Origin of the sequence: Providencia rettgeri (genome assembly GCF_023205015.1) — a bacterium.
Taxonomy (GTDB): domain Bacteria; phylum Pseudomonadota; class Gammaproteobacteria; order Enterobacterales; family Enterobacteriaceae; genus Providencia; species Providencia rettgeri_E.
The window spans coordinates 1,799,337-1,812,973 of record NZ_CP096258.1; the positions used below are offsets into that span (position 1 = coordinate 1,799,337).

Genomic DNA, 13,637 nt, shown 5'->3' on the forward strand with positions numbered 1-13,637 from the left:
ATCCCCTCGTTATTCGTTGGGAACCACTTGAGTGAGCTGATCACATGCGGTTTGATAGTCACATCGTTCATCAATATCCTGCTGCAAAAACGTCGACATCCGCGGATAATACTGAATTGCCGTATCTAACATAGGGTCACTGCCCATGGCATATGCGCCTACGTTAATTAAGTCTCGGTTACGTTGGTAACTGGAGGTTAACTGTTTGAAACGTTGTATTTTTCGGTAATGCTCTTTAGGAATGAGTTCAGTCATTGCTCGGCTGATGGATGCCTCGATATCAATCGCAGGGTAGTGCCCTGACTCTGCCAAGGAACGTGAAAGGACAATATGACCATCCAAAATCGCCCGAGCTGAGTCGGCGATCGGGTCTTGTTGGTCATCTCCCTCAGTTAAAACGGTATAGAAGGCTGTAATTGACCCACCATTTTTCCCATTTCCTGCCCGCTCAACTAAAGCAGGCAATTTGGCGAATACAGATGGTGGATAGCCTTTGGTTGCAGGGGGCTCGCCTACGGCTAACGCAATTTCACGTTGCGCCATACTGTAGCGGGTGAGTGAGTCCATAATCAGCAACACACTTAAGCCTTTATCGCGAAAATACTCTGCGATACGCGTGGCATAAGAGGCGCCTTGCATGCGTAATAGAGGGGACACATCGGCGGGTGCCGCAACGACAACAGCACGTTTTAAGCCATCAGCCCCTAAAATATTTTCAATGAAATCTTTAACTTCACGACCACGTTCACCGATCAACCCAACGACGATAATATCGGCTTGAGTAAAGCGCGCCATCATGCCGAGTAATACACTTTTACCTACACCAGAGCCAGCGAATAGACCCATACGTTGGCCTCGGCCAACCGTCAATAACGCATTGATTGCCCGAACACCGACATCCAATACACTGCTAATGGGCGTTCGTTCCAATGGGTTAATGGGGGGGGTAATTAAGGGGGCGCGTGTTTTTACCTCCAAGGGGCCTTTTCCGTCTAATGGGTTGCCTTGGGCATCAAGTACTCTGCCTAATAATTCATTACCAATGGGTAATAAGCGGCTGGTTTGCCCGTCATCTCCGGTTGATTGCGCATAAACACGCGCACCAGGAGCGATCCCCTCGAGGTCAGCTAATGGCATCAATAGCATTCTTGGGCCGTTAAAACCGACGACTTCACAAACCACCTCGTCTGAGCCGCCATTAATTGAGCGCTCAATAAAGCAAGTTGCCCCTAAAGGCATTTTAATGCCTTCGGCTTCCATCACTAAGCCGGTGATTTTTGTGAGGCGGCCATAACGGCGCACCATCGGGATCCCTTTCATCCGTGACTCTAAATCGTCCAACGAGGCAATCCAGCGTCCCAATCGTGCAGTCATGAAAAGCTCTCCGGTGCATATAAACGGCACAACTCTTGCCAGCGTGTCGCCACAGTCATATCGATTTCACCGTCTTCTGCGACGACTCGGCAACCACCGAGATGCAATTTAGGATCTGCCACTAAGCGCCAACCATTTAAGTTGAGCAGGGAACCGAGATGCTGTTCAATCAATTCAAAATGATTTGGGTTGACGTGCAGTTCAGGCTGCCCTGCAAAAATTGGTTTTTGCTGCAGTAAATGGCTGATTTCTTCCAGCAAAGCGGTGCCATCACAAACGGTAGATTGCCCTAAGACTTGCTTCGCTGCGGTTAAAGCTATCTGCAGCAGCTTTGTGGTCACCACCGTATCAAAGGTATCAAGTGAATAATTAAATTCAGACAGCAATTTTTGCCATGTTTCAATCACGGGTTGTTGCATAGCGAGCGCTTGCTCACGCCCTTGTTCTTCTCCAGCTCGCAAGCCTTGCTCAAAGCCTGCTTGGTAACCTTCTTGCTGGCCTTTTTCATGCCCTTGTTGGAAACCAGTGCGCTGAGCATCTTCTTTAATGTTATCGAGCAAGTTAATTTGCTCTAACACTTCTTTCGGCTCAAGGCACGGGACTTTTGGCGCATCAGGCTCAGGGACATCGCTTAGTGCAGGGATACCTGAGTTGAGGTCCCATTGATTAAGCTCACGCAGTTGCCAAGGCTGCCATTGGTCATTTGGAATTGTTGACTTAGACATAGACATCGTCTCCACCACCTATAGCGATTTCGCCTTTTTCGACTAAACGGCGAACGATAAGCAAAATAGCTTTTTGTTCGTTTTCCACTTGGGACATACGCACAGGAGAGCGCGATTCCAAATCGTCGCGCACGATTTCTGCAGCACGAGCGGCCATATTGTTGAGGAAGTGGTCGCGCAGAGCTTGGTTGCTGCCTTTCAGGGCAATAACCAGTGAGTCTGTCGAAACATCCTGCAAAATACGTTGAATGCTGCGGTTGTCCACCTCGATAAGGTTTTCGAATAGGAACATTTCGTCAATAATGCGTTGAGCCAGTTCACCATCGTAATCACGCATTGCATCGATAACGCTTTCTTCTTGCTGGCTTTTCATCAAGTTGATGATTTCTGCCGCAGTTCTCACGCCACCCATTTTGCTGCGTTTGAGGTTTTGGCCATCCAGTAAGTTGTTCAATACCTCGGTTAATTCCGCTAATGCAGCAGGTTGAACCCCCCCAAAGGTGGCGATACGTAACATAATATCGTTGCGTTGGCGCTCTTCGAATAATTCGAGGACATCCGCTGCAAGGTTGCGTTTTAAGTGAACCAAAATGGTGGCGATAATTTGTGGATGTTCATCACGGATAATATCGGCAACGGTTTGGGGTTCCATATAGTTGAGGCTTTCGATCCCTGAAGTCGTTTCTTGTTTTTCAAAGATATCCTCAAGTAGGCTTGCAGCGCGTTCTTCGCCAAGTGCTTTCACCAATACAGAGCGCAGATAGTCATTCGTGTTGATATTGAGAGCCGCGAATTGGATCGCTGACTCTTCAAATTCCGTTAATACTTCTGCCAGTTCGTTATTTGAGATTTGGCGCATGTTTGACACCGCCATACTCAATTGTTGAACTTCTTTAGGATTCAGGTGCTTAAAGACTTCTGCAGCCTGGTCTTCACCGAGCGTCATTAACATCACGGCGCTTTTTTCTGTTCCACTTAAACTCATTGGGATTTTCCTAACCACTGACGGATAACCATTGCCACGATTTGTGGGTCTTTTTCTGCCATTTCACGTATGCGTTGGCTTTGGATCTCAGCACTAACGCGTTGACGAGTCAGGCGACGGCGTGTTTGCTCATCCATTTCTTCATCAATCGCTTCATCAACCACGAGCGGAGTTTTCAGTTGTGTGGCAACAAAAACCTCAGCTTCGGCTTGGGCTTGCTGTGTTTTACGGTATTTAACCCATTGTGGTTTGATACCAAAACGCCACATAAACCACGCAATAATGGCAATAAGCAGTATTTTTCCGTAATCCAGAAGCTGAGCAATAAATTGTGGGCTTTCAAGTAACGAAGGCATTTCTTCAACTGGGGTTTCATTGGTAAACAATGAATTCGTAATGTTGAGAGAATCCCCACGTGCAGTGGAAAAGCCCATTGCTTCGCGTGTTAATGCTTCAATTTGTTGCAGCATCTCTGGCGGCAATGGCTTCATTTCTGGACCATTTTCACCATCTTGGGAATGGTAATTGACAATAACTGCGACCGAGAGCCTATCGACGACACCAATTTGCCGTTGGGTATGACTAATTTTGCGATCGACTTCGTAATTTGTGGTTTCATCGCTTTGTGAGTTCGAAACGCTATTACGATTATTTGCCGTTTGAGCGCCATCTTTATTGTCTTTATTGGTTTCAATTGGTGCATTTGGCGCACTAACGGGTTGATTGGAAAGCGAACCGGGCACTCCACCTGTTCCGCCATTGTTATTTTGCATACTTTGGCTGTTTTGGCGGGAACGAATAGCGGCGCTGTCTGGTGTTTGGTTGGGCTTATATTCCTCTGAAGTTTGCTCAACTTTCGAGAAATCCATTTGTGCGGTGACTTGGGCATGAATATTGGCACGACCGACTAACGGAGACAGAATATCTTCGATGCGCTGTTTGAGATGGGATTCCATCTCTTTGGTCATTTTAATTTGTGCGCTGTTTGCCGATTGCTGGCTATTATCGTTATTGGTGAGTAAGCGACCCGCTTGGTCAACAATAATGACATTACTGGCGGTTAGGCCTGTTACGCTACTCGATACCATATGGACAATGGCGCTGATTTGTCCCTCATCAAGCATTCTTCCCGGTAATAAACCGACCGTCACCGAAGCGGTTGGTAGCTTTTGCTCTCGCACAAATAAGGTCGGTTTAGGAATGGCTAAATGCACCCGAGCACTTTGTACTGGGCTTAGTGATTCAATAGTTCGAGAGAGTTCACCCTCTAATGCGCGTTGGTAGTTGATTTGCTCACTAAATTGGCTGATACCAAATTGTTCTTTATCTAATAATTCAAAACCGGTATTGCCGCCTTTGGGTAAACCTGATTGAGCGAGTTTTAAACGTAATTCATGCACTTTATCTGCAGGAACTAAAATAGCGCTACCATTATCAGCAATTTGATAAGGCACATTCATCTGAGTTAGCTGGCCAACAATATCGCCACCATCTTTAGCACTTAAATTGCTAAGAAGCACACGGTAGTCAGGGCTGCGTAACCAGAGGAGAAGGGCGACAATAATTGAAACAGCCGCAGCCGCCGCAATCATTAACGGTATTTTAGGATCAGCTTTAATCCTTTCAACTATAGAGGCAAAACCCTTTTTGGCCTCCCCCGTGTCTTTAGATGCGGCACTCATAAATATTCCCTGCTTGGCAGACTACTAGACGGATGAAAATACTTTTGGTGAAACAATGTTATTTCCCTCTTCGTAACGTCACTTTTTCACTTTGCTATTATTTCTTGTTTTTGAGGGTTCTAATGACGGAATCAGCCTATAAAATTGGTGTTATTTATCGGCTTCAAGTTAAAAAGGGTGTGATAGGGTAAACTGGCCAATATAGGTTAGTGAAAAATTCACAGTAATTAATGAGAAGAGAATCGAATGACAGTTCAAGCGATTGAAGGGGTTATTTCACAATTAAATGTCGTGGCAACCCAAGCCACTAACCCAATTAAACCAGCAATTGAGCCAGTTGGATTTGCGGATCACCTGGTTGCTTCTGTAAATCAAATTAATAAAACGCGTAATGATTCAGCGAAGCAAGTTGAAAACTTTACGTTAGGAAAGCAAGATATTTCCTTGAATGACGTGATGGTTGATATGCAAAAAGCGAGTTTAAGTCTGCAAATGGGAATTCAGGTGCGTAATAAGCTGGTGGCAGCGTATCAAGAGATTATGTCTATGCCAGTGTGATTTAGCTATCAGTTTGAATATGATAAATTGATTGCCTTGCTATTACTCTTTTGGGAAAGTGGTGGGGCATTTTTATTGCCAATAATAATCGGTTCGCATATTGTAATTAGGTACTAAAGTATAGGAAGAACAGTATGAAACAAATTATTGATAAGTGTTTTGTTATAGTTTCATTCGTGATTGTTGGTTTATCATTTGTATTTGCTGGCGGAATTCCGTTTGATCCAACTGAGAAAAATAGTCAATCATAACTATAATGGATTACAAAATTTGCAAGCTGCGTGATGCGGCTTTTTTGTTATCTTAAATCCTACTTTATATATTGTTATGGGTCATTAGCACTCATTTTACCAACGAAATATCGAAATAATAATTTAGAAAGCTGGAAAGTGCTGGTATGATTGGTAGGTATTTATACCTATTATTTTATGCGAACAAAAACACAAGCAATCATTATGAAACTAATTACCGCACTATTTTCTCTTTTCTTAATTACAGGCTGTACATTCACACCTTCTTTTGAACCTAATAAATCAACATGGCCTAAACCGCATAAAGATATCCGCTCATCGGAACAAATAAAAGCCGATAGAGAAGCGGTTCGTGAACAACAGCGAGCCGTAATGAGAGGTGAAAGACCGGACTATGGTGTTTTTGATAGGTACTAAACGTGAAAGTGTGCAATTTTCAGACTTTAAAAGGTTCAGATAAACAGCAAGTTATTTGTTTAGTGAACTGACGTTAAAATAAAATTTGCCATTTAATTATAAGTGTGGCCTAATGTGTTCACTGGTTTGGATGTACAGGCCTATTTATGTTAGTCAGTTTTAAGATGTTCACCATTAAGCGTTATCTCAGATACCTCTTCATTGCGAATTCCTTCTAATTAATTCCCATAAGTACCACAAGAACAAACCGCAACATGCCTTATGGCAATTTTAAAATATTAAAGGAAATTCTATGTCTAATACAATGACTGGTTCAGTAAAATGGTTTAACGATGATAAAGGTTTTGGCTTCATTACACCTGCAGATGGTAGCAAAGATGTATTTGTTCATTTCTCTGCAATCCAAAGCGAAAGCTTCAAAACTTTAGCAGAAGGCCAACAAGTTACATTCACCATTGAAAATGGTGCGAAAGGCCCTGCAGCAGCTAACGTTATCGTTAAATAACGATAAATTAAAAGCTAAGCATTCAAAACCTCGCCAAGTGCGGGGTTTTTTCGTTTTGTTGTGTGCACTTTTCAATAAGTATTAAATTAATATCACTTATAATGGATATCTATATATCAAACAGTGAAACTGTCACCGTTTGATATACATGTAATTTTTACTAGAGAGGTGTTCATGTTTAAGGATGTTGACTATTAAGGGTCATTCAGCTGCTTTTTGTATGGCTTCGCCACCCGCTTCTATGTCTTCACCAACCCCTTTAGTGGTATTACACGCACTTAAAGAGAATACAACCGCTAATGAACAGGCTAAAAAACAAATTTTTTTAATCATATCTTCTTCCTTTCGTTATGTTCAATTACAGGCCATAAGATATTTATTGTTCAAGTATAGCAGATGGATCAGAATGCAATTTTAACTTCACGTAATTTTATGATTTGATAATGCAAATTTCACCAGGCTATCATCCTATTTTATCTCAATTTCCAGTTTTATAATCCAGTGATTCAGTTATTAAAAGTGAATCACATTAATTTTTTTAAAAAATAGGGTTTGTCTATTTTTGATAACAGAAGGATGCAGAAAAATCCGAATTACACTTTGTAATTGTATTAATGAATGTTGATAAGGTCGATATTTGACCAGTTATATAAGCTTGGTTAATATAAAATGAAGCTTAATCTCAGAGGATTATCATTTTATTAACAATATTATCATTATTATATTTGTAAATATAAGTAAAGGTACTTAAGGTCCCTATCTGATTAATTATTAGTTAAATCAAAATGTTATATCTTGCTGTTGAGGAAATTTAATGTAATATCGAATTCGTTTGAAATTCCCTTGGTTTCATTGATTTATTTAAACCGCCATATTGGCGGTTTTTTTTAGCCGTTATTTGATGAGAATTTTTCAAATAACCAAAGTCCACTCCTCTTCATTGCAAAACCAAATAACACCCCGATAAGCAATGATTGAATGGTTACCAACCAAGCACCTTCAGCAGCAAAAATAGTACAGGTACCGACAAACGTACCGGGTATATAAGAAAGCCACTGTTTTTTCGCTTGTATGCACATCAAAAAGGCAACTATACCGGTAACAAAGTACCCTACAAAGTGAGGTAATTGTTGCAGGTAGCCACCGCTATGAAGGATCACTAACCCCCAAAATACGCCGCTACTGACAGTTAATGCGGTAATACCTAAGCCTTTAAGCCCATCTTTGGGGTAAGCAAAATACGCAGTACAGCCTAAAAAGCCGGCCCAGCCGATTAAACCTAAGCTATCTGCAACCCAAGCCCATACTCCAGAAAGAATGGCGGTTGTTAAAGAAAGACAAAATAGTAATTTCACAATATATACTTTACGTTATGGTTATTTATTAATAATGCCGCTAATGAATGATTATCTGCAGTTCACTTATCAGTGACAAAAACCATCAGTGACAAAATCGAACAGCTACAAAATCAATTCATCATAGAGTGGAGTTGTCACGATTCAGCTATGTTATTATTCAAGGGCCATCTAGGGGTTTTAGGTATTACTAGAGGGGTAACTGATTAATAATATGGTGGTTATCTGTCATTGTCGTGACACTGGGGCTGTATAAAGCAGAGCATTGTATAGAGCCAGCGGAAATCTGGCAATGAGTATACGCTGATTTATATGTTTTAACTTTATCTTATTGATAATGATTAATTATATGTGAATTTCGTGTTAAGCAAATTACTTGAAATTTGAAAATCAATTTGTGAGTGAGTTACTGGTTGATGGTTTTTTTACTTTAATTTAACCACGTCCCCCTGTAGCATAAAGTAAATTGGCGAGTGAGGTGAGAGTATGAAATGGATGATAGCTGGGGCTGCTGCGCTGTTGTTAGTCGGGTGTGATGATGCATCGACTGCGCCATTTGGCTTAAACTGGGGTCAAAGTATGGATAGCATCAGCTTTATTAAGGCGGGGGATTGCCAAGTCAGCGGTAGTAAAACGGTTTGCACTTTTGGGCAACAAAAGCCGTTTAATGATTGGAGCTATGAAAACCAACTCACTTTTGATGGCGGTGCACTCATTCAAGTCGCAACCACACTGGTTGGAGTCGAAGATTATGCTTCACCCAAACCCGATTTTGCTAACTTTCAACAAAAGCTAGAAAACGAAATGGGCTATTTGACAAAACTGGGCTTTAACTCGCAAATTGCCAGTGAAGTTCTCACCCAATGCCAGTCTGAAACCAGCTGTAATAAAGTGAGTGAGTCATCGAACACGCGTATTGGTATGTCTAACCTTTGGGTTACTATTAACTCAACACCAATCGCGATTGTGACTTATCAGCAAAATTAATTTTAACTCAGCGCGAGTTAATTTAGATATAGGCCAATTAGGGCGATTAAAAATAGTACCAATATATCATTGGTACTATAGGTTAATGTTATATAAATAATTTATAAGGTTATATGAAAAATAGGCGTTAGAGAGTTACCAACCGAAGGCCACACCCGCTCCGATAACGGCAGCATCTGAATTGTTCCAAGAAACAGAACTGCGTAAGTTGATATTTTCTTTTAATTGATATTGAGCACCAGCAGCAATTGCTGAGCCATTTTTGTAATTCCCCACGCCAACCCCAGCACTAAAGCGGGTATTTGTTGCGTAAGGGATATTGCTCATTGCAGCAACGGATGCAATACCCGCATTGGCTTCTTGGGCATGCTTATCTATTTTGCTCTCAAGCTGGCTGACCCCATGGTTAAATTTATTTTCTAACTTTGTGAATTTAACTTCGTTTACTTTTTGTGTTTTTGCTGCATCACTTTTTAGAGTCTTGATTGATGACGTGTTTCCAATGACTTTTTTATCGAGATCCTGAATATTAGTATTTAATTGTTCAGTGACTTGGTCGGCTGCATTTACACCAATTAATGCACCTTGCACATATAATTCGACCTCTTTTAATTTTGAGTCAAATGCATGGTGTTTTTTTTCTCTGTCTTTGTTTATTGATGTAACTTGGTCATTAATTAAATCAGTGTTGTTTTGTATTTTATCAGCGTTAACATTGTAATAAGCAAATATAGAATCATCTATGGTGTCTCGTAATTTTGCTAACTCATTTCGTATATTCGCAGTTTCTGATTTAAGCCTATTGTTATTATTTTTCTTTAACTTCTTAATGTTATTATCGAAATCTGAATTCATTTGGCTAACGTTGTCTTTAATTTCATTAATTTGTCTATTGATGTAAACGATCCTTCTAGTATTATTATGAACACCTTTAGTATTATTGCTAATCCCTTGTGCATTGATATCACTTAATGTTGGCGCGGGCTTTGTCTGTGTAGTGTCGGCTGCTGCATTATAAGTCAAACTGCTGAGTAATATGGCCGCTAAATAACGGACTAATGCTTTCTTTTCCATGTGTTAATTTCCGTATTATTTAAATTATTATCTAAAGAAGAGTGAAGAGGGGATTTGTTTTCTCAACTTATTTATAATAGGGGCATTTCTTTGGCGGGTAAAATCGATTTTTTAAATTATATTTATTCGGGATATTCGTGTTTGATTGGAATAAATACAGTGCTATCTATTTTCTATATGGAATGTAGAGCTGTTTATTTGAATAGATTATAAAATGCAATGCTTATTATTTTTTATATATTAATTTAATTGAAAACAATCTCAATGTGGCCTAAATATAATTCGATGATAAAACTGTAAAATACAAAAAAGTAAAATAGTAAAGCGAACAAGTAAAGAAATGCCATCAGAGGGGGGAGCCCAAAATGGCAGGAAGTCGACAAAAGAGCGCTCTTTTTTCTATTTTAGATGTTTTTTTCCAAATAACGTGTTATTTTTCTGTAAAATTTTATGTGTCTGGTGTTGCATCAGCAGATAGGTTAAGTTGGCTGGCGCTAATCTATTGATATTTAAAATAAAATTATCTATCTGGTTAATAATGCCACTTTTTGCATGTTGTTGATGAAATAGAAAGACGATAATATTTTGTCTGTTCGCCATACTTCACAGGCAGGGCTGTGACGGCAGTTAACGGCGTTAAAACCGTGGTTATTGCATGTCGTCACTGTAGTTTAAAGTATTTTGAATTATTGATATTTGAATAAAAGCAATCGAATTTATAGGGTTTAAATTATGGCAGTAAGAGAAATTATTGAAATTCCAGATGAACGACTGCGCATTAAATGCAGCCCAGTGACAGATTTCGCTGCAGTACAAACCTTAATCGACGATTTGTTAGATACCATGTACAGCACCGATAACGGCATTGGCCTCGCTGCTACGCAAATTGCTGAAACTAAATCCATTATGGTGATTGATATTTCAGAAAACCGTGATGAGCCGATGGTATTTGTTAACCCTGAGATTGTCGAAAGTGAAGGGGAAACTAGCTACCAAGAAGGCTGCTTGTCAGTACCGGAGATCTACGCGGATGTAGAGCGTTTCCTGCGCGTTAAAGTGAAAGCGTTCGATAGACACGGTAAAGCGTTTGAAGTGGATAGCGACGAGTTCTTAGCGATTGTCATGCAACATGAAATCGACCACCTACACGGTAAAGTGTTCCTCGATCACTTATCACCGCTAAAACGTAATATGCTGTTGAAAAAACTGAAAAAGCAGCAACGCTTAAAACAGCAACAGTAGGCTGTGATCCGAAAGGGAAGAGGGTGTCAGGTTTGTTGGCCTGACACTTAAATTCATTCCATGGGGCGAACGACTAACGGGGTGTCTGGCTCATCAAATTGGCCATAGCTATTATTGAGTACCCGTTTTTGGTCTAATTGCTTAATTTCTTTGCTTAAAAAGTTTAAATGCTGTTGTAAATATTCTTTAGTAACACGTTCATTTTCGATAATTTTATGCAGTAACTGAATAAACTCTTCAGTGATGGGCTGCTGTTGTTCGAACGCTTGCGTTAACTCGGTGAGGTTTTCCACCGCAAGGACATATTCTGTCTCTCGGGAGACCAACGTCTCCCATTCCCCGGATTGCGCTAAGGCAACTAAATTTTCACTTAATACTAAGACATTACGGTATATTTCTTGTAAATCGATAGGATTTTTATTGTCCACCTGATTATCTTTCATCCACATTTGCACCGATTTGTTGCCACGCAGAGGCGATATCGGAGAGTAACTGGTAAACTTCTTGGACATAAGCCACGTTGTTTTCGAGGTTGGCGCGAAGTAACTGCATTGTCATGTACTCATACAAACTTGCCAAGTTTTCTGCAAGTTCGCCGCCAGCTTCATAATTTAACGACTGCTTTAACCCTGTGTCAATGATGTCGATAGCTTTTGAGATTTCTTTACCTTTTTCCGCCACCTTACCCTGCTGCATAAAAATTTCCCCGCGTTTTAGGGCACTTAGCGCCCCTTTAAACAGGATTTGGATAAGTTGGTATGGGGTCGCGTTGGTGATTTCACTCTCCAAATCGACCTGCTGATAGGCTTGCTGTGCGTGTCGTTGATACATATTTTTAACCTAAAAGTATTAGCCTAATAATCGGCCTAATGAATTACTGGTGCTATTCAGTGACGTCATCATTTTATCGAGGTTTTGGAATTGACGACGGTACATGTCCATGGTGTTTTCAATTTGTTTATTGGTCTGCTCAATGCGTTTGTCTAAGTTTTTCTTTTTCTTTTGGATGCCATCGGTAGCGTTATGCAGCGTGCCTTCTTTGCTGTCCAAGGTGTCCTTTAAGTAGTTAAAGTTTTCAGTACCAAAACCGGTTTCTTTACCGTCACCAGCAAAAAACACTTTGACGCTCGATGGGTTTTCTTTGAGAACTTTATCCAGCACTTTATTATCAATTTCTAAGGTGCCATCCAGTTTTTGCTTAATCCCCATTTTACTCAGAGTGTCAATGTCCCCACTTGCTTGAGGAGCCCGAACTTGCGTGCGTAGGGTGCTCTGGATCATGCGTAAAGTGGAATCACCAATCAGTGGACCATTGGTTTTATCTGGCGCGGTGCCTTTTTCCGTTGGCGTGTATTTGGTGAGTTCTTTGGCTAATGTTTGGAATTCGTTATAGGCATCCACCCACGCTTTAATTTTACCTTTGGCGGGTTCGATATCTTCAGAAACGATTAGGTGGTCGGCTTTACCGTCTTCGCTTTCTTTTTTCAGCGTTAAGGTTAAACCGGGAAACAGGTCTTTGGCTTCATTGGTTTGTGACTCTAATTTGAAACCATCGATTTCCAGTAAGGCGGTTTGTGGGGCTACTTTTTGCACCATACCACTGGTATCGGCATTTTTTAAGGTAACCTTACCATCCGCATCAATTTCAGACTCAACATTAAGAATAGCAGCCAGTTTGTCATCGCCTTCCACATTGATGCTAATACGGTTTTCACTACCTTCTTTTTTAGAAGTGACGACAAGGTGGTAAATATTGTCTTTGTCTTTAATGACCGATGCAGAAACGCCTTTATCGGTTTTATTGATGGCATCCGCAATTTCTATCAATGAAGTGTGCTCGTTATCCAATTTGATAACGATTTTATCTTTATCTTCTTTTTGTGATGGTTGCGTGATGGTAATCGTTCGCTCAGGTGCACCATTGCCCAGCAATTCTTTATTGCTATTGTTAGGTGTGCCTTTGGTGGCGATAGTTTGTGCTTTTGCTAACTGAGTGACTAACACATCATGTACACCCGCTACCGCTTTACCATCGGTTTTCACGTCAAAGGCTTTGTATTCGCCATTCACTTTGGTGGTACTGATATCGCCGTATTTTTTTAAGTCTTCAGCCGCTTTTTTGAGTTTTTCTAAGGACGACTGCATTTTGCCAAAGGCGCTAATTTGTGCGTCATAACTGGCTTTTTGGGTGGTTAATGGCTCTAAACGACGGCGCTCCATTGCTTCTAATTGGTCCATTTGTACGTTTAAATCTAAGTTTGACCCGATACCGAGTGTGGATATGCCTGCCATGTTTTCTCCTACGCTATTCTCGTCATCCTTCAAGCTGCAGGGGTGTTGACTTCGTTCAGCTAGCCGAATCACATACTTGTGTATGCTCATCGGTCTATCTTCACTTGTCGCCTACCTGCAACCCGAATGATTTAGAGCCTATGCCTGTGTTATTAACTCTGAAATAAAATTTATTTACAGTCTTATCGGC

At 40.8% G+C, this 13,637-nt stretch carries 15 protein-coding genes; 5 read left to right on the forward strand and 10 right to left on the reverse strand.

The features are described 5' to 3' along the window. Positions 1 to 9: 9 nt before the first annotated feature. Genes fliI through fliF form a run of 4 tightly spaced genes read right to left on the reverse strand, consistent with a single transcriptional unit; the run spans position 10 to position 4,766 of the window. Positions 10 to 1,374 (reverse strand): flagellar protein export ATPase FliI, encoded by a 1,365-nt coding sequence (gene fliI, locus M0M83_RS08205; protein WP_102139622.1) that lies wholly within the window; start codon positions 1,372 to 1,374, stop codon positions 10 to 12. Further along, entirely contained in the window at positions 1,371 to 2,099 is a 729-nt protein-coding gene (fliH, locus tag M0M83_RS08210; RefSeq protein WP_102139623.1) for a flagellar assembly protein FliH, read from the reverse strand. Before fliH ends, fliI begins: the two co-directional genes overlap by 4 nt. Then, positions 2,092 to 3,084, reverse strand: a complete 993-nt coding sequence (gene fliG / locus M0M83_RS08215; protein WP_004255600.1) for a flagellar motor switch protein FliG — start codon at positions 3,082 to 3,084, stop codon at positions 2,092 to 2,094. The genes fliH and fliG overlap by 8 nt, the downstream gene beginning before the upstream one ends. Next, positions 3,081 to 4,766, reverse strand: coding sequence for a flagellar basal-body MS-ring/collar protein FliF (gene fliF, locus M0M83_RS08220; protein WP_248468194.1), 1,686 nt, complete (start codon positions 4,764 to 4,766; stop codon positions 3,081 to 3,083). Before fliF ends, fliG begins: the two co-directional genes overlap by 4 nt. A gap of 246 nt (positions 4,767 to 5,012) precedes the next feature. Here fliF and fliE point away from each other — a divergent pair, with 246 nt between their 5' ends. The 3 genes from fliE (at position 5,013) to cspE (ending at position 6,497) form a co-directional block, all read left to right on the forward strand. Beyond that, complete coding sequence (gene fliE / locus M0M83_RS08225; protein WP_102139625.1) at positions 5,013 to 5,324, forward strand: flagellar hook-basal body complex protein FliE; 312 nt, start codon at positions 5,013 to 5,015, stop codon at positions 5,322 to 5,324. Between the two features lie 455 nt (positions 5,325 to 5,779). Beyond that, positions 5,780 to 5,992: an AAA family ATPase gene (locus tag M0M83_RS08230; protein WP_248468195.1), complete on the forward strand. Its 213-nt coding sequence runs from the start codon at positions 5,780 to 5,782 to the stop codon at positions 5,990 to 5,992. A gap of 292 nt (positions 5,993 to 6,284) precedes the next feature. Beyond that, entirely contained in the window at positions 6,285 to 6,497 is a 213-nt protein-coding gene (cspE, locus tag M0M83_RS08235) for a transcription antiterminator/RNA stability regulator CspE (protein ID WP_102139626.1), read from the forward strand. Between the two features lie 201 nt (positions 6,498 to 6,698). Here cspE and M0M83_RS08240 read toward each other — a convergent pair whose 3' ends face one another. Beyond that, on the reverse strand, positions 6,699 to 6,830 hold the full coding sequence (locus tag M0M83_RS08240) for an entericidin A/B family lipoprotein (protein ID WP_125890826.1): 132 nt from the start codon (positions 6,828 to 6,830) through the stop codon (positions 6,699 to 6,701). 554 nt (positions 6,831 to 7,384) lie between these two features. After that, entirely contained in the window at positions 7,385 to 7,852 is a 468-nt protein-coding gene (locus M0M83_RS08245; protein ID WP_248468197.1) for a DUF1097 domain-containing protein, read from the reverse strand. A 486-nt stretch (positions 7,853 to 8,338) separates the two neighbouring features. On the opposite strand from M0M83_RS08245, the gene M0M83_RS08250 reads away from it, so the two are divergent. After that, on the forward strand, positions 8,339 to 8,839 hold the full coding sequence (locus M0M83_RS08250) for a hypothetical protein (protein ID WP_213913337.1): 501 nt from the start codon (positions 8,339 to 8,341) through the stop codon (positions 8,837 to 8,839). Between the two features lie 135 nt (positions 8,840 to 8,974). On the opposite strand, the gene M0M83_RS08255 is transcribed toward M0M83_RS08250, so the two are convergent. Further along, on the reverse strand, positions 8,975 to 9,913 hold the full coding sequence (locus M0M83_RS08255; RefSeq protein ID WP_248468199.1) for a YadA C-terminal domain-containing protein: 939 nt from the start codon (positions 9,911 to 9,913) through the stop codon (positions 8,975 to 8,977). Positions 9,914 to 10,645: 732 nt separating this feature from the next. Here M0M83_RS08255 and def point away from each other — a divergent pair. Beyond that, positions 10,646 to 11,155 (forward strand): peptide deformylase, encoded by a 510-nt coding sequence (def, locus tag M0M83_RS08260; protein ID WP_102139319.1) that lies wholly within the window; start codon positions 10,646 to 10,648, stop codon positions 11,153 to 11,155. Between the two features lie 53 nt (positions 11,156 to 11,208). Here def and fliT read toward each other — a convergent pair whose 3' ends face one another. Genes fliT through fliD form a run of 3 tightly spaced genes read right to left on the reverse strand, consistent with a single transcriptional unit; the run spans position 11,209 to position 13,447 of the window. Next, positions 11,209 to 11,598: a flagellar protein FliT gene (fliT, locus tag M0M83_RS08265; RefSeq protein ID WP_102139318.1), complete on the reverse strand. Its 390-nt coding sequence runs from the start codon at positions 11,596 to 11,598 to the stop codon at positions 11,209 to 11,211. Then, entirely contained in the window at positions 11,588 to 11,986 is a 399-nt protein-coding gene (gene fliS / locus M0M83_RS08270; protein WP_004909969.1) for a flagellar export chaperone FliS, read from the reverse strand. The genes fliT and fliS overlap by 11 nt, the downstream gene beginning before the upstream one ends. Before the next feature lie 18 nt (positions 11,987 to 12,004). Then, the gene (gene fliD / locus M0M83_RS08275; RefSeq protein ID WP_248468201.1) at positions 12,005 to 13,447 is read right to left on the reverse strand and encodes a flagellar filament capping protein FliD; all 1,443 of its coding nucleotides are present in this window, start codon (positions 13,445 to 13,447) and stop codon (positions 12,005 to 12,007) included. Positions 13,448 to 13,637: the final 190 nt, after the last annotated feature.